18 protein-coding genes are annotated in these 18,912 nt (G+C 63.1%); 14 read left to right on the forward strand and 4 right to left on the reverse strand.

Translation table 11 applies throughout. The annotated features are described in order from the left end of the window. The first annotated feature begins 50 nt into the window (after positions 1–50). The 7 genes from IEX24_RS07665 to IEX24_RS07695 all read left to right on the forward strand — a co-directional run bounded on the left by IEX24_RS07665 (position 51) and on the right by IEX24_RS07695 (position 8,013). Positions 51–536, forward strand: a complete 486-nt coding sequence (locus IEX24_RS07665) for a MarR family winged helix-turn-helix transcriptional regulator (RefSeq protein WP_188676126.1) — start codon at positions 51–53, stop codon at positions 534–536. 307 nt (positions 537–843) lie between these two features. Further along, positions 844–2,916 (forward strand): hydantoinase/oxoprolinase family protein, encoded by a 2,073-nt coding sequence (locus IEX24_RS07670; RefSeq protein ID WP_188676129.1) that lies wholly within the window; start codon positions 844–846, stop codon positions 2,914–2,916. Beyond that, positions 2,909–4,519, forward strand: coding sequence for a hydantoinase B/oxoprolinase family protein (locus IEX24_RS07675; RefSeq protein ID WP_188676132.1), 1,611 nt, complete (start codon positions 2,909–2,911; stop codon positions 4,517–4,519). Before IEX24_RS07670 ends, IEX24_RS07675 begins: the two co-directional genes overlap by 8 nt. 24 nt (positions 4,520–4,543) lie before the next feature. Then, positions 4,544–5,287, forward strand: a complete 744-nt coding sequence (locus tag IEX24_RS07680) for a TetR family transcriptional regulator (RefSeq protein ID WP_188676135.1) — start codon at positions 4,544–4,546, stop codon at positions 5,285–5,287. Positions 5,288–5,295: 8 nt separating this feature from the next. After that, the gene (locus IEX24_RS07685) at positions 5,296–6,339 is read left to right on the forward strand and encodes an ABC transporter substrate-binding protein (protein ID WP_188676138.1); all 1,044 of its coding nucleotides are present in this window, start codon (positions 5,296–5,298) and stop codon (positions 6,337–6,339) included. A 28-nt stretch (positions 6,340–6,367) separates the two neighbouring features. Continuing rightward, complete coding sequence (locus tag IEX24_RS07690; protein WP_188676142.1) at positions 6,368–7,171, forward strand: ABC transporter ATP-binding protein; 804 nt, start codon at positions 6,368–6,370, stop codon at positions 7,169–7,171. Beyond that, complete coding sequence (locus tag IEX24_RS07695) at positions 7,168–8,013, forward strand: ABC transporter permease (RefSeq protein ID WP_188676145.1); 846 nt, start codon at positions 7,168–7,170, stop codon at positions 8,011–8,013. Before IEX24_RS07690 ends, IEX24_RS07695 begins: the two co-directional genes overlap by 4 nt. On the opposite strand, the gene IEX24_RS07700 is transcribed toward IEX24_RS07695, so the two are convergent. Then, the gene (locus IEX24_RS07700) at positions 8,010–9,218 is read right to left on the reverse strand and encodes a YhgE/Pip domain-containing protein (protein ID WP_188676148.1); all 1,209 of its coding nucleotides are present in this window, start codon (positions 9,216–9,218) and stop codon (positions 8,010–8,012) included. The genes IEX24_RS07695 and IEX24_RS07700 overlap by 4 nt on opposite strands. 58 nt (positions 9,219–9,276) lie before the next feature. Between IEX24_RS07700 and IEX24_RS07705 the strand changes: the two genes are divergently transcribed. Continuing rightward, the gene (locus IEX24_RS07705; RefSeq protein ID WP_188676152.1) at positions 9,277–9,873 is read left to right on the forward strand and encodes a TetR/AcrR family transcriptional regulator; all 597 of its coding nucleotides are present in this window, start codon (positions 9,277–9,279) and stop codon (positions 9,871–9,873) included. A gap of 180 nt (positions 9,874–10,053) precedes the next feature. On the opposite strand, the gene IEX24_RS07710 is transcribed toward IEX24_RS07705, so the two are convergent. Next, entirely contained in the window at positions 10,054–10,803 is a 750-nt protein-coding gene (locus tag IEX24_RS07710; RefSeq protein ID WP_188676155.1) for an SDR family NAD(P)-dependent oxidoreductase, read from the reverse strand. 103 nt (positions 10,804–10,906) lie between these two features. Here IEX24_RS07710 and IEX24_RS07715 point away from each other — a divergent pair, with 103 nt between their 5' ends. The 6 genes from IEX24_RS07715 to IEX24_RS07740 all read left to right on the forward strand — a co-directional run bounded on the left by IEX24_RS07715 (position 10,907) and on the right by IEX24_RS07740 (position 16,453). Then, complete coding sequence (locus IEX24_RS07715) at positions 10,907–11,539, forward strand: TetR/AcrR family transcriptional regulator (protein ID WP_188676158.1); 633 nt, start codon at positions 10,907–10,909, stop codon at positions 11,537–11,539. Positions 11,540–11,707: 168 nt separating this feature from the next. Continuing rightward, positions 11,708–14,248, forward strand: a complete 2,541-nt coding sequence (locus tag IEX24_RS07720; RefSeq protein WP_188676160.1) for a bifunctional 3-(3-hydroxy-phenyl)propionate/3-hydroxycinnamic acid hydroxylase — start codon at positions 11,708–11,710, stop codon at positions 14,246–14,248. A 4-nt stretch (positions 14,249–14,252) separates the two neighbouring features. Continuing rightward, complete coding sequence (locus IEX24_RS07725; RefSeq protein ID WP_188676163.1) at positions 14,253–15,131, forward strand: cyclase family protein; 879 nt, start codon at positions 14,253–14,255, stop codon at positions 15,129–15,131. A 26-nt stretch (positions 15,132–15,157) separates the two neighbouring features. Next, the gene (locus IEX24_RS07730) at positions 15,158–15,487 is read left to right on the forward strand and encodes an antibiotic biosynthesis monooxygenase family protein (protein WP_188676165.1); all 330 of its coding nucleotides are present in this window, start codon (positions 15,158–15,160) and stop codon (positions 15,485–15,487) included. A gap of 87 nt (positions 15,488–15,574) precedes the next feature. Next, positions 15,575–15,958: a YciI family protein gene (locus IEX24_RS07735; protein ID WP_188676168.1), complete on the forward strand. Its 384-nt coding sequence runs from the start codon at positions 15,575–15,577 to the stop codon at positions 15,956–15,958. A gap of 45 nt (positions 15,959–16,003) precedes the next feature. Next, positions 16,004–16,453 carry a RidA family protein gene (locus tag IEX24_RS07740; RefSeq protein WP_188676171.1) on the forward strand — a complete coding sequence of 150 codons (450 nt, stop codon included), beginning with the start codon at positions 16,004–16,006 and terminating at the stop codon, positions 16,451–16,453. A 50-nt stretch (positions 16,454–16,503) separates the two neighbouring features. Here IEX24_RS07740 and IEX24_RS07745 read toward each other — a convergent pair whose 3' ends face one another. Both IEX24_RS07745 and IEX24_RS07750 read right to left on the reverse strand, forming a co-directional pair. Next, on the reverse strand, positions 16,504–16,953 hold the full coding sequence (locus IEX24_RS07745) for a DMT family transporter (protein ID WP_188676174.1): 450 nt from the start codon (positions 16,951–16,953) through the stop codon (positions 16,504–16,506). Positions 16,954–17,499: 546 nt separating this feature from the next. Beyond that, positions 17,500–18,798 (reverse strand): MFS transporter, encoded by a 1,299-nt coding sequence (locus IEX24_RS07750; protein WP_188676176.1) that lies wholly within the window; start codon positions 18,796–18,798, stop codon positions 17,500–17,502. Positions 18,799–18,912 lie beyond the last annotated feature (114 nt).

Here is an 18,912-nt window from a genome sequence, read left to right on the forward strand (position 1 = left end):
GATGTGTCAACGGATATGAACCCGACTCCGATGGGAGCATGATGGTTGTCATGACCGAGATTCGCCCTGCCGACACCAGTGGAGCCGCACTCGCCGGCGGCAACGAAACGAGTTCGTCATTGCTCTCGGCCGACGAAATGCTGCTCTGGCGGGGCTTCTTGAGCTGGAGCCAGACGGTACTGAGCGACGTGGCGCGTGAGCTGCTTCATCAAACCGGTCTGACCGCCGCCGAGTTTCAAATTCTCGTTCGCCTGTACGAAAGCCCGTCGGGCGCGCTCGAGCAGCGCACCCTCGCCACCGACCTCGACTGGTCGGCCTCACGGCTGTCGCATCAGCTCTCTCGAATGCAGAGTCGTGGGCAGCTCATCCGCCACACCGAGGGTGCGGGCCACGTCGTCGACGTCACCCTCACCGACCACGGCAGAACCCTCGTGACGTCAGCGTTGCACGTGCACGCCGAGGCCGTGCAGAACTCGTTTCTCTCAACACTCACCCCCGCGCACCGCCAGGCCCTGCTCGCTCTCACAAGCCCCTGACGTCGGTTCCGCTCGTTCACCATCTGTGCGCCAACAAGTGCCCAACCGCGCGGGTGGCACTCGCAAACACCGAATAGAGCATGCCACGCCTCTGCCTGCGGAGGCGTCATCGCCGGCGCGATCATCGTCAACGAGCCACTGCCTACCAACCTGGCGAGCGAGAAGTTTGCCCGCCTGAATGAGCGCTCGCACGCGTCGAAGCGATATGTCCTCGCGCTCGGCGAAATCCGAAACGCTCTTGACAGCGATTCTGATAATAGTCATTATTAGGAAGCGCTCACACAGACGTGACGACGAACGGAATGATATGAGTTTGGCAACGAAGCCGCAGACCCGCATCGGTGTAGACATCGGCGGAACATTCACCGATCTGGCAAGTGTCGACGACGAGGGAGTTCTTCGCGTATCGAAGATTCTGACCTCGCACGGCGAAGAGGAATCGGCTGTTCTCACCGCGCTCGACGCGGTCAAAGACGCGAAGATGGCGGCTCCCCCGGTGGTCGCTCACGGCACCACCTTGGTGATCAACGCGCTGCTCGAGCGCAAGGGCGCACACACCGCACTCGTCACCACCGAGGGGTTCGGCGACCTGCTCGACATCGGGCGGGCGAACCGCCCACAGATGTTCAACCTGCGCTACCGTCGCGACGAGCCGTTCATCGAGACTCGCATGCACCGTGAGATCGGCGAGCGCATGTCGGCCAGTGGTGAGACCTTGCAGTTTCCTACCGCCGAAGCCATCGGCGACCTCGTCGCGTGGATTCGTGAGGTCGAGGCAGAATCGGTGGCCATTGCGTTTCTGAACGCATATGTCAATCCGAGTCACGAACGCCAGATTGCGGATGCCCTGGCCCGCGAACTGCCCGGAATGCCCATCACGCTCTCGTCTGACATGAGCCGGCACTGGCGCGAATACGAACGCTTCAACTCGGCGGCGGCCAATGCGTACGTTCTCCCCTCGGCCAAGTCGTACCTCGGTCGCCTGGAGTCTCGACTCGAGTCTGCGCATGCGGGGGCATCGTTCTTCGTTCTCGATTCCAACGGTGGCCTGCTCGAACCCGAAACGGCGTCACAACTGCCATTGCGGCTCGTGGAGTCGGGCCCCGTCGCGGGAGTCGTGGGGGCACGCGACCTTGGCATTCGGCACGGCATCGAACGTATCGTGACCTTCGACATGGGCGGCACCACTGCCAAGAGTGCCCTGGTCGAGGGCGACCGCATCTCGTCGACAGAGCTCTACTGGATCGGCGGCTATGCGACCGGGCTGCCCGTTCAGGTACCCACCATCGACATCATCGAGGTAGGCGCCGGCGGCGGATCGATCGCCTGGCTCGACGACGCAAACCGCTTGCAGGTGGGCCCGCGCTCTGCAGGGTCACAACCCGGCCCGGCCTGTTACGGACTCGGCGGCACCGAGCCGACCATCACCGACGCGAACGTCTACTGCGGTCGACTCCTTCCCGTGCAGATCTCCGACGGCATCGTGCTGAGCAAAGATCAGGCAGCCGATGCCATCGAAACGGTCGCTGAGAAGATGGGGGTCTCTGCCAGACACCTCGCCGTGGGCATCCTGAAGGTAGCGAACCTCACCATGGCCGCGGCCGTGCGCCGCCAGACCCTCGAGCGCGGCCTCGACCCGCGCGAGTTCACCATGGTCGCCATGGGCGGCGCTGGCCCCATGCATGCCTGCGATGTCGCCGACGAGGTGGGCATCAGACGCGTCATCGTGCCCCAATACCCCGGTCACTTCTGTGCGCTCGGGATGCTCGGGGCCGACCTTCAGTTCGAAGAGACCCACATCATCCATCAGCCCTTGCACCTCGTCGACTGGTCGACCGTGAGTCAGCGCATTGCGGTGCTCGAAGGAGAACTCACTCTGCGGCTCGCCGAGGCCACGTCGATCGAGACGACCGCGAGCATCTGCACCGTCACCGCTGGACTCCGGTACGAAGGGCAAGAACACGCGCTGCGCATTCCTTTCAACCGAGACGAGCTCGACGCCGGCGACGCGCGGGCGATACTGAGGCAGACGTTCGAGGCCGAATACGGGCTTCGGTACGGGCACATCAATGCGACGGCCCGCATCGAACTGCTCGACTGCGAAGTGGTCGCTGTTCGCACGCTTCCCCGCCCCCTCATCGAATCAGACGGCAATGACGCGGGTCAGACGCACCAGAACTCGCCGACCTCGGTCGACGTTGTATTCGACACCGACGGCGAACTCGTTTCGTGCCGGGTGATCGAGCGCGGTGATTGGCCGGGCGATCAGACGTTAGAAGGTCCACTGATCATTCAAGAACTGGGCGCGACAACCGTCGTGCCCACCGGATGGTCTGCACATATGGCTGCCGATGGAGCACTGGTGATCGAACATGACTGATACCGCTACCTACGTAATCGACCCCATCGAGCGGGAGATCTTCACCTACACGGTGGAGTCGATCGTCGAAGAGATCGACATCAACATCACGCGCACCGCGCACTCGCCGCTCGTTTACGAGTACAAAGACTATTGCGCGGGGCTGCTCACCAAAGACTTCGCCCTGCTGGGGCAGAGCCAGTCGAACCTGCCCATCTTTCTCGCCGACCTCGGCGACCCGGTCTCTGACGTGATCGACATCATCGGCGCCGAGTCGCTTCGAGCCGGTGACGTGGTGCTGACCAACTACGGCGAGGTCTCGGGTCAGCACCTCAACCACGTGGTGGCGTTCACCCCACTATTCTCTCGCGAAGACGAGATTCAGGGCTACCTCGCTATTCGCACGCACTGGGCCGACGTTGGCGGAATCACGCCGGGATCGTTGTCGTGGGAGGGCACCGACCTTCGTCAAGAAGGCTTTCAGGTGCGAGGTCTTCGGGTCATGCGGGAGGGCAACGTCGTTCCCGAGGTCGTCGAGACCATTCGGGCGAACTGCTACATGCAAGCCGAAGTCGTGGGTGATCTGATGGCCCAGGCCGGGGCGTGTCTCGTCGCCGCCGAACGATGGAGAGAGCGGGTGGCCTCGCGCTGGAGCGGCGAGCAAGTGGCTCAACTGGTCGCCGCGCAGCTCGAGACCAGTCGCCAGCTCGCTGCTCGCGCCGTGTCGGAGCTGCCCGACGGCGTCTACGAAGCGTCGTGCATGACCGACGACGGCGGGGGTGTCGGCACAGCGCCGCTGCGCCTCTCGGTGAAACTCATCGTCGAGGGTGACCGCATGGTCGCCGATCTCTCTGATCTGCCCCCACAGGTCGCGACACCGATCAACGCGGGTAAGAACGGCGGCGCCATGAGTGCCATGCGGGTGGCATTCAAGTCGCTGCTCGTGCCGAATCGGCAAGCCGATCAAGGGCTGTTCGAACCGCTCTCGATAGTGCTGCCCACGGGCACAGTGCTCAGCGCCACAGACGGTGCCCCGATGGCACACTGGAACACGACCATCCCGACCATGGTCGATCTGTTCTTGAGGGCGATCGGCAGCCGGCTGCCCGAGCGGGTTCCGGCCGGCCACCATGGCTCAATGGCCGCGCTCATGCTCACCGGGCGCCGAGCCGACGGAACCTGGGTGCAGTACATCGAGACCGGTAACGGCGGTCACGGCGCCCACTCCGAAGGCGACGGTTTCGGCCCCCTGAAGACCTTGATGCACGGCGACAACAAAGCCATTCCCATCGAGCTCGTCGAAGGCAGTGCACCGGTTCGTTTTCACAGCTACAAATTGCTGCGCGACGCCGGTGGAGCCGGTCTGCACCGTGGCGGCCCCGGCATTGAACGCATCATCGAGCTTCTCGAACCACTCACGCTCAGTGCCGGCATCGACCGCACCGTCGACCCGCCGTGGGGCATGAACGGAGGCGCCCCTGCCCAATCCGGCGAGATCGCACTACTCTACCCGGGCACGCAGACGTGGCAGATTATCAGCAAGGTCGACCTCGAGTTGCCTGCCGGCGCCCTCATTCGTCAACGTACGGCAGGCGGCGGAGGCTGGGGCGAACCGGTCAGCTGACCGACGAACGAAAGAAGCGAAACCGTGACCACGAACAAAGAAGTTCCCTTGGCAAGAATTCACGGCGCCAACCGTGCAGAGGCTTTTCCCTGGGAGGCCGACGCCACAGAGTCGCGCGACCTCGACAGCGATTCGACCCGCGGCCGGCTCGTCGCCAGCGCCATCGAAGTCTTTCGTAAGAACGGCTACGAGGGCGCGAAAGTGGGCGACATCGCTCGCCGGGCCGGCCTGACGACGGGCGCCATCTACTCCACGTTCGGCAGCAAAGACGCCTTGTTGAGCTATGCCGTCTGGACGGCGAGCGGCAAGGCCATCGACGAACCTCTGTACAACGCGGTCGGCGCACCGGTGCAAGCCCTCGAACGCCTTCGCATGGTGATCGGTGACATTCTGCACGCTCCCAATCGTGAGCTGCACGTGGAATCGGTCTTCGCTATACGTCGCAGTCAGGCGTTCGCCGACATCGCCATACCGCAGGGCCAAGTACGTGCCCAACGCCTGGTGCACTTGCTCGCCGAAGCGCAGAAGAACGGTGAGATTCGGCATGACCTCAACGTCGACGCCCTGGCGCTGTACTTGCTCTCAACGCTTTCGGGGGTGGCGCTTCTCGCCATCGGCCGAACCATCGAATGCTCTGAAGACGACTGGAAGAAGGTCATCGACACGATGATCGACAACCTCAGGCCGCAGAACGGCTCCGCCGATCATCCATCACCCGCAGTATCACCCGTCACACAGCACCCAACAGAACCAGGAGAATCACAATGAAACTACGCATGTCACGTGCGGCTCGCATCGTCGCGATCGCCGCCGTCGCAACAGTCGGCCTTGCCGGCTGCGCTTCAGGCGGCAGCACCGCTTCGAGCACCAGTAGCAATGGCGCTACGACTGCCGCAACCCTCGCTCTGAACTTCTCGCCGAGCGGTATCGACCTGCCGGTCTACGACGCCCTTGCCAAGGGATACTACGCAGACGAGGGCCTGAATATGAGCATCCTGGTCACCAAGAGCGGTCAAGATGCCATCAACGCCGTCAACTCGGGCCAGGCCGAATTCGGCACCGCAAACCTGCCGTACCTCGCGCTCAGCGAATCGCAGAACATCAAGACGCTCTCGGTGGGCAACCGCTTCGGCACCCACACGTTCGGCCTGTTCATTGCGAAAGACGGCGGCTCGACCAACCTCACAGACCTCGAAGGCAAGACCGTTCTCGCGGCAAGCTCAGGCATCATCGATGAGACCAAGGGCGTGCTCGAGAAAAACGGTGTCGACACCTCGAAGATCAACTTCGCCACCATCGCCGCCTCGAGCTTGCTGACCGCCTACGCCGGTGGCCAGGGAGACGCTCTCGCCACCTCCATTCCGTTCGGCGCCCCCGCCGTTCAGCCCACTCGACCGTCGTACGAAGTCAACTTCTCGGACTACGGCGCGACCATTCCCGACTACACCTACTTCGTTCGCCCCGACACTGCCACGTCGAGCCCGGCTCAGATCACCGCTTTCTTGAAGGCCACCTACAAAGGGCTGCAAGACTCGCTGAACGACCCCTCGGCCGCCGTTACGAGCATGGCTGCCCAGGTTCCGGGGCTCAACACTGACACCGCGCTCGCGCAGTGGAAGGCCATCGTGCCGTTCATCTGCACCGTGGGGGCAGCGCCTGGTTCATCGGTCGCCGAGATGCCCGAAGCAGCGTGGGCAAGCGCCGGAGGAATCATGTCGAGCCTCGGAATCACTCCGACCACGGTCGACACCAGCTCGATGATGACGAACCAGTTCACCACTGGTGTCACCGACATCACGTGCCCCATCGCGGCACAATAATCGCGGCACAAGAGAAGGGCAAAAACGCATGACTGCCACAACCCTTGACCCACCTGCGGTCAGCATTCAGAACGTCTCTCGGCTCTTTCGAACCCGCCAGGGCACCACTCAGGCACTGAAGGGTATCAACCTCGAGATAGCCGACGGCGAATTCGTCGCCCTGCTGGGGCCGTCGGGTTGTGGCAAAAGCACGCTGCTCACGCTCATCGCGGGCCTTGACACGCCCTCGAGCGGCGAGATCAGCATGTACGGCACGAAGCAGGTCGGCCCGAATACCGCCGCTGGGTTCGTGTTTCAGAAAGACCTGCTGCTTGATTGGCGGTCGGCGCTCTCGAACGTGCTCATTCAGTTCGAGATGCGGGGCATCCGCCCCGGTAAGGCCGAAGTAGCACGTGCACGGGAACTTCTGGCAATGGTGGGCGTCGAGCAATTCGCCGACGCCCACCCGTTTCAGATGTCGGGCGGTATGCGTCAGCGGGTGGCGATCTGCCGCGCACTGGTGCATGACCCACGGCTGTTGCTGATGGATGAACCGTTCGGCGCCCTCGACGCGATCACCCGTGAACGGCTGAACTTCGAGCTCGCAGAAATCGCGGCACGGTCGAAGAAGACCGTGGTGTTCGTCACACACAGCGTCGAAGAGGCGGTCTTTCTCGCCGACCGGGTCATCGTGCTTTCACCCCGGCCCGGCGTCATCCACGCCGAAATCGTCATTCCGTTGGCACGGGATCAGCGCGGCTGGCCGGGCGAAGGCACGCCGCTCGACCCGTACGTGCGTCAGGCCCGTCAGGCGATGGACGCAATTCATCTTGAACGGGAGAATGTCGCATGAGTGCATCCGGTGTGCTTCGAACCTCGCCGCGCCAGCTCGGCCGGCCAGCCGATGAGCCTAAGCCCGAGCGCCTGCCCTCGCTCTGGCGAGAACGCGTGGGCACCGGGCTCTGGGGGCTCGCGGGCATCGTGGTGCTCGTTCTGCTCTGGCAAGTGATTGTGATGGTCACGAACCAGCCTCAGACCACGTTGCCGTCGCCGATTGCGGTTGCGCAGTCGATCGCCAAGAACGCGAGCCTGCTCTGGTCTGGCGTACTCGTGACTGCGCGCGAGATCGTCATCGGGTTCGCTCTGGCTGTGGTGATCGGCAACCTGATCGCCGTGCTGCTGTCGCTCTCGCGCTTCGCCGAGCGACTGCTCTACCCGACGCTGGTGCTGTTGAACACCGTGCCGAAGGTCGCCATCGCGCCGCTGATCATCATCTGGTTCGGCTTCGGGCCGACCACGAACGCGATTCTGACGCTCGTCATCGCCATCTTCCCGGTGATCGTCAACACCACACTCGGTTTGCAGAGCTGCGGCGACGACTACCTTCGGTTGGGCAAGGCAATGGGCGGCAACGGGCTGCGCCTGTTCTTCAAGATTCGTGTGCCGTTCGCCATGCCGAGCATTCTCGCGGGCACCAAGCTCGCGATGACGTTCGGCACGACGGGCGCCGTCGTGGGCGAGCTTCTGGCGGGCCAGGCCGGGCTCGGTTACGTCTCCCAGTTCTCGGCCGGTCAGCTCGATACGCCGCTCACATTCGCGGCCATCGTCGTGCTCTCGGCGCTCGGTCTCGTGCTGTTCTATTTGGTCGTGATCGCCGAATACTTCATCTTGAGGTCACGGCAGCCGACGCACTAAGCCAGCGACCGCGTCAGGCCGCGGCGGTCGTACAGCCGCGTGGCGAGCAGCCCCGCGATCACACCGACCACGGCCGTGATACCGCAGAAGATCAACGCCCGACCCAGCCCCGACTCGAGCGTGCCGCCGAGGTAGAGCACCGAGCGGGTGCCGAGGTAGATCTGGTGCATCGGCTCGAAGCTGCCGAGCCAGCGGAAGAGCGGCGGGGTCGCTTCGAGGGGAATCGTTCCGCCCGCTGAGGGCAGCGAGAGAATGATGAAGATGAAGAGGTTCACGAGCATCCCGATGCCACCGAAGATGGCGTTCACCGCCTGAGCGACGATCGCCACGGCCCAGATAGCTGCCGCCGAAAAGGCCCAGAGCTGGAGGGGGTTGTCGATGGGCATGCCGAGCGCCGAGGCGATGGCCACGTAGAGGCCCGAAACGACCACGGCCAGGCCGAGCATGATCGCCCATTTCAGAATGAGCGTCGAAGCGCGGCTGAGGCCGGAGTGGCGCGTCAGCGTGTAGACCGGGCCGACTTCTGAGGGCACGAAGCCCAGACTGCCGTCGACGAAGGTGCTGACGATGAGCGAGCCGGTGAAACCGCAGAGAACAATGAGCAACGCGAAGTAGAAGGCAGAGAGGCCGCTTCCCGTGCCATTTGGCAGCGGATTATAGGGTTCGACCGAGATGGTCGCCCCGGTCTGAGCGAGCGACTGGTCGGCCATCGCCGTGACGATTGCCGCCGTCGACGTTCCCGACCGTGGGTTTGTCAGCACGGTGATGGTGGGTGCCGGGGCGGCGGCGCTGCCGGTCGAAGCGGATGCGGCATGAGCCAGGTAGGTCGTGCTGTAGTCGGCCGGCACGACGATGGCGCCATAGAGTGTGGCGTCATCCATCTGCGACTTCGCCTCGTCGAGAGTGAGTGTCGACACGTCGAACTTGTCGTGGTCGATGCCCGCGACGAGCGCCGATGTGAGCTTGTCGCCGACGTTCGTGGTCGTGCCGTCGGGCAGCGTGTCGCCTGTGTCTTCGTTCACGATGGCAATCGGAAAGCCCGAGAGGCTCGACGACGAATTGATGGTGCCACCGAGGTAGAGCGCGGCGAGCGCACTCATGACGCCGATGACGATCACCGCGGGCACCGCCCAGAGGCGAGCGCTGGCGAGCAGGGCGAGACCAGTCTTTTGCGTGAGATCGTCAGTGTGATTGTATGTGGCCATCGCGTTTCTCCATTTTTCTTACATGTGTATGTCTACTATACGCCTGTAAGATAAATACATGCCACCCGCAAACCAAACTCGGACAGACCCGCGACCAGCGCGAAGTCGCGAGGCCCTCATCAACGCCGCCATCGCTCTGGTCGACGCGCGCGGCGCCGACGAGATCAGCGTCACCGACCTCGCGGCTGCGGCCGGCGTGACGCGAATGACGTTCTACCAGCACTTCACCGATCGGAATGCCCTGCTGCAGGCTGCGGGTATCGCCCGCTTCGAGGGTGCCCTCGATCAGTTTCGCGCCGCAGACGGTTCGAGCTTTGAAGCGGCGCTGATCAGCCTCTTTCTGCACATGGCCGAGAACCGCACGTTCTACCAGCGGCTCAACGAGGGTCGAAGCGGTCTGCAGGTCTACCTGGCCATTCAGAACTACATCGCCGAGCAGATAGCTTCGTCGACGCTCTTCGCAGGGGCGCCGTTGTCGGCGCTGCAGAAGGTGTTTCTCGGCGGCGGGGCCATGGCATACACGACCGATTGGCTCGACTCCGACTCGCTCGGCTCCGACTCGCTCGGCTCCGACTCGCTCCTGCTCGAGCCGGCCGCGCGCCAGGCCGCTGCCGAACTCACCGCGCTCATCGCTGGGTACCGGGCAGCGACCTGAGGCGCAGAAGCGCGGTTCAGTCTGACCGCACGCGCATCCGTCGATCAGTCGTCACTTCGCAGAGCGAGGCGAATGCCCGGCTCACGGCCGCACCGTTTCATGCCACAGGCGTAGCCCGAACTATCGCTCGCCGCTCGTCGGGCCAGCCCCACCCAGCCGGGGAAGCATGCTCCCAACGGCTCAGACGCGCATGAGGCCGCCATCGCAGACCACGGTTTGCGCGGTCATGAAGGCGCTGTCGTCGCTTGAGAGAAAGCACACGGTGCCCACGATGTCGGAGGCAACGCCGACACGCTTTATCGCTTGCATTTGCGCGACGTGTTCGAGCACTTCGTTGCCGATGAATTTTTCGCCGCCTGACGTGCGAGAGGCGGTCGGGCAGACCGCATTGACGGTGATGCCGTAGGGCGCGAGGTCAGTTGCCAACGCACGCGTGAAACCGACCACCGCACCCTTGGCAGCCATGTACGCGACCATGCCAGACACGGCGAGACCGAGCGAATTCGAGGCTAGGTTCACGATTCTGCCCCAGCCGCTTTCACGCATCGAGCGCATCACCGCGGTCGCCATCAGAAACTGCGAGTCGGTGTTGATGGCAAAGATTCGCCGCCACTCGGCGTAGTTCAATTCGAACAGGTCGACAAACGGAAAAACGCCCGCGTTGTTAACGAGAATGTCTACCCGGCCACCGAAGTCGAGCAGTTCAGGAGTGATGCCAGCGACGGCATCGGCATTCGAAATATCGGCCGTGATGCCGGTGGCTTTTCGGCCGAGTTCTCGCACCGCCGACACGGTCGCATCAGGCGAATGGATGTCGACGGCAATGATGTCGGCGCCTCGACGGGCGAGTTCCAGTGCGATTGCCGTGCCGAACCCGCCGGCCGCTCCAGTGACAACGGCGACTCTGCCGCTATGTGTTTCAGTGATCATGCACCGAACATAAGGTTCACTATCGTTTAAGTCAATGCACAATGGTGAAACTGGAGAGGGCCGAGAATCGGGGTCGCAGCGTGGTGCGCCTAGGCTAGCTTTCATGGCGTTGCGCGATGCATCATCGAAGACAAGTACCGATCGCGGAGACAGATCGAGAAAAGTCATTCTCGACGTCGCCACCAAGCTGATGTCGGCGCGAGGCTACGACGGAACCAGCATCTCGGCGATCGCCACAGAGTCAGGGCTGCCGGCGAGTTCGATCTACTATCACTTTTCGTCGAAGCTCGGCATTCTGACCGCCATCATCGAGCGCGGGAGCCACAGGTTTCTCGAGGGCGTGTCGCTCGCCGCATTTCCGCCCGAGAATTCGCATCGAGAGAACGTTTTCGAGCTTCTTGAGCGCGGGCAGCGCGGCATCGAAGCAACCCCCGAGTTCGTGCAGCTGCAGTTCGTCATCATGTTCAACTCGCCCGCGGGCGTTGTGAATGCCGCTGTCGAACAGACGCGGGCCGAAGAACGCGAGGGTCTTCGAGTCGGGCTGGCGGCCGCCTACGCCGACCTCGGCGAGACCACGGCAGGTGTGATCGCCAGCGAGCTCGTCGATTTTGTCGGGGCCGCTTTCGACGGCATCTTCGTCGCCGGCCGCCCGGGCTCAGCGACGACGAAGGCTAACATTCGCCTGCTCGCCGAGGCGACTGACGCGTTGGCGAAATCGGTTCTCGCCAGAAACTGACTTGACCGGTCAGAACCTCGCCAGGTCGGGCTGTTGACTCGCACGCCGACGTGGAGTACTTTGCATGTGTCGCTAGTGTAGTGATCGTTACATACAATCTCGAGTATGCCGAAGCGGCGATGACCAACGCGGCGTAGTCAAGACACCAGTCAGCAAAGGAGCATTCTGATGTCCCCCACCACTTCGAAGCCCGAGGAATCGGCTCTGCCGAAGAGCATTTCATGTGACGTTGCGATTGTCGGTTACGGGCCTGTTGGCATGGTGCTGAGCGGTCTGCTGGCACAACGCGGGTTCAACGTGATCGTCGTCGAGCGCCATCACACGCTGTACCCGTTGGCCCGGGCGGGCCATTACGACGGTGAGACCATGCGCACGTTTCAGGCGCTGGGGGTAGCGGATGCCGTCGAAATCGCCGCCCAGCCGATGCTGCTCTGGAACCTCGTCACCGCCGATATGGAGGTTCTGGCGACCATCCACCTCGGCGAAGGCGGCGCGGGCTGGAAGGAGAGTTACCTGTCGTACCAGCCCGAGATCGAGAAGATTCTCGACGCTCGCGCCAGGGAGCTTGGCGTCACCGTGTACAACGGGGTCGAGGCGTTGCAGATCGATCAGAGCGCCGATCGCGCCACGGTCACCTGCCGGCCGGTCGATGACGAGAACGCAGAACTGACCGTCATCGACGCAGCATTCGTCATCGGCGCAGACGGCGCAAACAGTTTCGTGCGCGAGTCCCTCGGAATCGAGCGGGCGCAACTGGGTTTCGCGCCGATGGATTCGCTGGTGATCGACTTCAAGCTGAACGACTCAGATCGTGAATTGGATCGGCTGCCCGAGGTTCTGCAGGTGCTCGACCCTGAACGTCCGCAGCTCGCGGGTCGCTGGGAGGGCCGCAACTACTCGCGCTTCGAGTTCATTCTGCACGAGGGCGAAGACGCCGAGGAGTTCGCCGCCATCGAGAACTGCTGGAAGCTTCTTGAGATGTGGGATCTCTCGCCCGCCGACGGCGAAATCGAACGAGGAATCGTCTATCGATTCGAGGCCACACTCGCCCCCGAGTGGCGTGACGGCCGCATTCTTCTGGCCGGCGACGCCGCGCACACGATGCCACCGACCATGGGCCAGGGGCTGTGTTCGGGCATCCGCGACGCCATCAACCTGGTCTGGAAGCTCGATGCCGTGCTTCGCGACCAGGCCGAGGTTTCGTTTCTCGACACCGTGCACAGCGAACGCAGCGCGCACGTGCAGCACCTCATCGAGATGTGCGTCGGCCTCGGCGAAATGTGGAACACCCGAGACCTTGAATCAGCGCACCGGCGCGACGAAATGCTGCGCATGGGCAACGTGCCCCCAGCCCCCGCCTTCCCCCGGCTTGGCGCCGGCATCGTGGCGGCCGAAACAGACCACAGCCTGATAGTGGATGGCCGCCCGGCACCACAGGGCCGTGTCGCGTTCGGCGGGCAAGCCGATCGTCTCGACGAATTCGCATCGGGCTGGCAGATCGTCTCGCGCCACGCCCTTCCTGACGGGCTCTTCTCGGCAGGGCAGCAGAGCGTGCTCGACGAACTCGAGTTCGGCTTCTCACACGTGTCACGCGGCCCTGGCCCCGACTACTACATCGATGTGGATGGCGAGTACGAGCTGTGGTTTCGTAAGCACGGCGTGCGGGCGTTCATCCAGCGGCCAGACAAATACGTCTTCGGCGCTGTCGCCGAGCTGACCGACCTGCCTGCGCTCGTCGACGCTCTGGGCAGCTCGCTCGAAGACGCCGGCTGGAAGTTCGCTTTCGAGCGAGAAGCGGTAGATAGTGACGACATCAGCGTCGTGGGCAGTGCGCGCATTCCGTACCCCGAGACCGTCGATTTCTCTCACGCGAGCGACGCCGCAGAACAGCTGTTCACGTCGTTCTTCTCGGCGAAGACGAGGCGCAAGATCAACGAGACCCACGTGCACTTTCACCCCGATCAGGTCTATTACGCCGACGCCACCCTCGGCTGGCATTGGGACACCAACGAAGAACTTCGGGGGGTATGGAAGCAGTACATGCCGTTCTGGAAGTCGACGGCCAAGTCGTACCCGGTACAAGTCGCCGGCGATACCACCACAGGTGCCGCGGTCGTCGTGACCGACACCCCCGAACTCTTCGGCGGAGAGATTCGAGCGATCGCCATCATCGATTTCGCCGACGAGAAAATCACCCGCTGGATCGACTACTGGGACGGCCGGGGCTTCGGCTCCGACGCGGTCTCGAAGATGCGCACACCCGCCGAGAACTTTCCCGACACCGTGGGCGAAGACACCGTCGACGACCGTCACGCGCCCGAAATGGCGAAGGCCGTCGACGCTCTGATGCGGGCCATCGCATCGGGCGACGCCGCGCAGCTCGACAAGATACTCGCCTACGACGCCACGTTCGAAGACTTCGCTCTGCGCACCCAACTGCGAGGGAGCGCCGCCATCGCCCGATACATCAAACGGGCATCCGGTCGCCTGCCCTACCAAGGGGCCGACGTCATTCACATCGTCGGCAACGCACAAGGCGGCGGGTTCGAGTGGATGCCCGCTACCCCCGCAGCCCCGCGCGGTGCCGCCATCGTGACGCTCAACGAAACGGGTAAAGTCACCTCGCTCGGCATCACCTACGACGGCGCCGCCCTCGACGACGACCAGATCATCACCCTCAGCGGCCTCGCCGTAGAACCGCGGCGGTGACGACGTGAGCGAACAGCAATTTCCCTCAAACTGGGGCCGATGGGGGGCAGACGATCAGCTCGGAACCCTCAACCTCATCGACGAAAACGCGCGCACTCGGGCTGCCGCAGAAGTGCAGACCGCGCGTCACGTGAGTTTGTCGCGCGTCACGAAACCGATATCGCTCACGACAGGGCTCGGACCGGTCGGCAGCGAGGTAGTGATGCCGGCAGCGGTGATGCAGGTCGTGAACTTCATGGGCGCGCATCCACTCGCCCTCACCGACTCGTTGTTCATCAACACCCACAACGCCGCCCTCACGCACGTGGATTCGGTTGCGCACATGCCTGTCGATGGCCTGGTCTACCCGGGCGTGCCCGTCGCAGACGCTGTGACGCCTGTCGGGGTTCGTCATGGGTCTGCCGACCCGTTCAGCGCCGGCGTCGTGACCCGAGGAGTGTTGCTCGACTTGGCGCCTGAGGCCGGTGCGCAGATCGACGCCGGCGCCCGCGTCTCGGCGGCCGACCTCGATGCCGCGCTCGAACGAACCGGTGTTTCATTGGAGCCCGGCGACGCGGTGGCGGTGCGCGGGGGCTGGGACACGAATCTCCCGATGCATGAGCCGGTTCCGGGCCTCGATCTCAGCGCGGTGAAGTGGCTCGATCGGCACGGTGTGAGCTTCTACGTCGGCGACATTGCCGACCCGCATCCCTTTGCGTTGCCGCTCGCGGCCCACCAGGTCGCACTCGCCAGGCTCGGTCTTCCGCTTGTCGATGCAGCCAACCTCGAAGAGATCGCCCAGGTGTGCCGCGAACTCGAGCGATGGAGTTTCATGCTCGTGCTGGCGCCGCCGCGCATCACCGGAACGACCGGGCTTCTCGTGAACCCGATCGCGATTTTCTGACCTCGTAAATAAAAGGAGCAACACACATGCCTGACCCGATAGACGACGACGGCCCCTTCACGTTCATCAATGTCTTCGACATCGCAGAAGACGAGATCGACACCTTCATCAAGGAGTGGAAGCAGCGCTCGGAGTTGATGATCACCGCCGACGGATTCATCTCTGCCGAGCTGCATCGCGCAATCGACAGTGACACCCACTTCAAACTCATCAACGTCGCGAAATACGAGAGCCTGGCACAATTCGAGGCCGCCACTCACGACCCGAAATATCGGGCAAATCTTGAAAAGTATGCTTCAGCTTCAACGTGGAAGGCACACCGGGGCTTCTACCGCACGGCCGCCAAGTTCGACTGATTCTCGCCCTCACCACAGAAAGAAGAACCTTCGTCACACCCACCGGCAACCCGCGAAGCAACACAACGAAGTGAGGAAGTGCACTAAATGAACGCTTTGAATCCTAGTGAGCTGTTAGCACAGCTACGCCAACAGCAGTTCTACATGGTCACCATGCAGGCCAACACCCCGACAGAAGACCCGCTCTCGATTCTCGGCCCGAACATGGAGGAGCATCTGAACTGGCTCATCGAGCAGGAGAACAACGGCACCCTTTTCCTCTCCGGTGCAGCAGCAGATGAAACGGAGTGGGATGGCAGCGGAGTGGCGATCATCCGTGCGAGATCGCGGGCGCACGCCGAGCAGATCGCTGAGACGGAGCCGTTTCACCGTGCTGGGCTTCGCACGAACACCGTTCGCGGGTGGCAACTCAACGAGGGCAACGTGACCGTGAAGCTGAAGCTCTTCGACAACTCTTTCGAGATCAACTGATCACGCGGGTATGCGGTGGCAGAGGAGCCGGTATCATTTCGATCCATGAGTAGTGTGCATCGCGTTTCGCCACGTAGTGTGCCAGCGCCCTTGGGCAAATACAGCCATCTCGGCGTCACAGAAGCGAACGTGAAAGTAGCGGTGTTCTCGGGCCAGATCGGCGTCACCGGCGCCGGCAGGCCTGCAGCCGGAGCCGCTGCACAAACACGGCTCATCTTCGATGCCATCTCAGGCCTACTGAAATCGCAGGGTGCGACCCCGGCAGACCTCATCAAACTCGTCACGTTCGTCGTGAGCCGCGACGCGCTAGCGGAGTTCACCGCCGTGCGCGACGAGGTCTATGCAGAGTGGTTTCCGGCAGGGGACTACCCGTCAAGCACGATTCTGGTCGTGGCCGGTCTCGCGGCCGAGTCACTTCTCGTCGAGGTCGAAGGTAGTTTCGCCTGCCCACCCGAAAGCAGTGGAGGTGCTGTCGCCGCGCAAAAAGGCGAGTGAGAGGTTCAGATGATTTAGCAAGTGGTGCGATGCTCGCCGGTGTCACGCGTTCACGTCTGAGGCGGGCGGGGCGACGCGTTCCTTAAGGAGCCGGGCCGTGATTCGGTCGCCCTGGCTGATCGCTGCGACTCCGACGATGACCGTGACGCTCCGAGCAGTTCGCTGGGCAGGGGGAATCTCGCCGAGCCACAGAACGAGATGAGCCCACCGACCGCGGGCACCCGATACAGCAGCGACGTCGACGCGACGACCGGCATGCGGGCGACGGCGTACCCCGAGAGCACGAAGCCCAGAGCCGAGGGCAGCAGGCCCCGATAAACAGCTCCCAGCCATGCGGAGCCGCTGGCCAAGATCAGCTGGGTCCAATCGACGGGCGCGATCGGCAGAGTCATGATGGTGCCGGCGACCATCGCGTAGATCGCCTCTTCTATCGCCGAGCGGCGGCGAAGCAGCCCGCGTGAGAGGGGGTGATATACGCCCTGCACAATCATCGACGTCATAGTTGAATCATGCGCGCCTCGACGAGTCGTCGTCACCCCCGCCCGGCAGCTGCTCGCCTGCCACGGCAGCAACATCGTCGACATGCTGACCGTTGCTGAGATGGAGGTGTCATCCGTTCGAGAGGGCGCGGCGGGCACCTACGCGCGTGCGATTCTCCCCCCAGGCGTGGAAGAACCTCACGTCGACCAGCGGCAGCGCGCTCCACCTGCGTCTCATCGACATGGAGCCGAGCGCATCCATTCCCGCCCTGGCCGCCGGCGAGATTGAACTTGCCCTGGCCCACCACTACTCGAACACTCCCCCCTCTCTGGCTCGCGCTGGTAGCTGCGGGTTTCGGCGTGGCGCTCATCCCTCAGCTGGCAGCCGTGAACGTGCCCGACGACGTAGTTCTCCTCGATCTGCACGTACCGATCTATCGCAACACCGTTCTGGTTTCGCGGCGAGCGTCTGCCAGAGATGCAGGTCTCCTCCACATCAGTTCGGCGCTGCCAGCCGCTGCACTCGAAAAACTGCCGGCACCCTGCCTTTGACTCAGGATGAACGGACTATTTCACCTTTCTGATGGGCAGAATCAGCGCTGCACCGACGAGACCGGCGATGGCGCCCGCCACGAACAGGGCCGAGTAGTTCTGCGGATTCACCACGCTCGCCCCGATGAGAAGAATGAAGGGAGCAAGGGCCGGAACGAGAAACGAGGGAAAGATCACTGCGAGCCCGAGTATGCCCATGTCTTTGGCGGGGTTCTCAGGGTCGGGCAGCACCTGGCTGGCCAAAGCAATGTCGACGGCGATGTAGACCCCCTGCCCGGCTCCTACGATCGCGACCGCAATGAGAAAAGTCAAGAATGTGGTGGCGTTGGCTGCGATGACCAGTCCGACCGCGAAGGCGAGCGCCGCCACGATAACGAACGGCTTGCGACGACCCATTCGGTCAGAGATTCGACCGCCGATGAACGCGAAAACGACCGCAGCCACGACCAGCGTGAGACTGCACACCGCCACAGCCTGCGAAACGCTCGACGAGGTGAAGCCCAGCCGATTCACGAGGTAGAACAGCTGGTACGACTGAATGGCGGCCACGCCGCAGAACAGCAGCAGGCGACTGAACCAGACCAGCGCGAAATCGGGGTTCTTCACCGGGTTGGTCCAGAACGTACTGAAGAACAGAACGACTGTGACGACGGGGCGTTCCTCCTTTGTGATCGGGCGGTCTTTCAAGAGCACCGCGAGGAGCGTAATCCCGATCACACCTAGGGCTGCTGGCGCGAACACCTGCCACGCGAGGCTAGGCACGGCCTGCGCCACGAAAAGCCCGACCAGGGCACCGAGCAGTGATCCCATCCCCGCGACGGCAGACGCGGGGCCGCGCTTCAAGGTGGGAATCTGATCGGGAATGATCGAGGTGACCGCCACAGTCACGGCGGCCGCGCCCACAAACAGAAGGGCGGCAGCGATCGCCAAAGTGGCCGTGTTCGATGCGAGGTACTCGAACACCGCACCTAGCGCGATCAATAAGGCACCGAGAAAAAGGTAGGGCCGCCTCCGCCCGAGTCGCCCCGTTGTGCGGTCACTCAATCGCCCGAACAACGGGTAGGCGACGACGGCCAACAGAGAGGCCGCGCCGATCGCAATCGAGAACACCACAGCCTCGTTGGCGGGATCGATCGTGCTCGCCCTCAACGGAAGCGTCAGCACCAGCGGAGTAAGTTGACCCATCCCGATTCCGAGCGCTGCACCACCGAGAAGAGGCAGAAAGCCCCGTTGCAGCTTCGTGCCTTCTGCGGGCGAACCCTCAGCGAGAACGTCGCCCTCGCGGGCGGAAGAATTGAACTGAGCACTTGTCATAAGCGGGCACCTTTGCATCGCGATTGATCAGCCGCTGACAGCGACTAATCACACAATAGCCACTCATTTACGAAATCGCACCACATTTGCGATAAAAAGCACTTGTACGAAACT

This window comes from Subtercola lobariae, assembly GCF_014640255.1.
Classification (GTDB): domain Bacteria; phylum Actinomycetota; class Actinomycetes; order Actinomycetales; family Microbacteriaceae; genus Subtercola; species Subtercola lobariae.

Bases quoted from the DNA above. Each gene is read 5' to 3' on its own strand.
- IEX24_RS07665 (WP_188676126.1), top strand. From the start codon at position 51: ATGACCGAGATTCGCCCTGCCGACACCAGTGGAGCCGCACTCGCCGGC.
- IEX24_RS07670 (WP_188676129.1), top strand. From the start codon at position 844: ATGAGTTTGGCAACGAAGCCGCAGACCCGCATCGGTGTAGACATCGGC.
- IEX24_RS07675 (WP_188676132.1), top strand. From the start codon at position 2,909: ATGACTGATACCGCTACCTACGTAATCGACCCCATCGAGCGGGAGATC.
- IEX24_RS07685 (WP_188676138.1), top strand. From the start codon at position 5,296: ATGTCACGTGCGGCTCGCATCGTCGCGATCGCCGCCGTCGCAACAGTC.
- IEX24_RS07690 (WP_188676142.1), top strand. From the start codon at position 6,368: ATGACTGCCACAACCCTTGACCCACCTGCGGTCAGCATTCAGAACGTC.
- IEX24_RS07695 (WP_188676145.1), top strand. From the start codon at position 7,168: ATGAGTGCATCCGGTGTGCTTCGAACCTCGCCGCGCCAGCTCGGCCGG.
- IEX24_RS07700 (WP_188676148.1), bottom strand. From the start codon at position 9,218: ATGGCCACATACAATCACACTGACGATCTCACGCAAAAGACTGGTCTC.
- IEX24_RS07705 (WP_188676152.1), top strand. From the start codon at position 9,277: ATGCCACCCGCAAACCAAACTCGGACAGACCCGCGACCAGCGCGAAGT.
- IEX24_RS07710 (WP_188676155.1), bottom strand. From the start codon at position 10,803: ATGATCACTGAAACACATAGCGGCAGAGTCGCCGTTGTCACTGGAGCG.
- IEX24_RS07715 (WP_188676158.1), top strand. From the start codon at position 10,907: ATGGCGTTGCGCGATGCATCATCGAAGACAAGTACCGATCGCGGAGAC.
- IEX24_RS07720 (WP_188676160.1), top strand. From the start codon at position 11,708: ATGTCCCCCACCACTTCGAAGCCCGAGGAATCGGCTCTGCCGAAGAGC.
- IEX24_RS07730 (WP_188676165.1), top strand. From the start codon at position 15,158: ATGCCTGACCCGATAGACGACGACGGCCCCTTCACGTTCATCAATGTC.
- IEX24_RS07735 (WP_188676168.1), top strand. From the start codon at position 15,575: ATGAACGCTTTGAATCCTAGTGAGCTGTTAGCACAGCTACGCCAACAG.
- IEX24_RS07740 (WP_188676171.1), top strand. From the start codon at position 16,004: ATGAGTAGTGTGCATCGCGTTTCGCCACGTAGTGTGCCAGCGCCCTTG.
- IEX24_RS07745 (WP_188676174.1), bottom strand. From the start codon at position 16,953: ATGACGTCGATGATTGTGCAGGGCGTATATCACCCCCTCTCACGCGGG.
- IEX24_RS07750 (WP_188676176.1), bottom strand. From the start codon at position 18,798: ATGACAAGTGCTCAGTTCAATTCTTCCGCCCGCGAGGGCGACGTTCTC.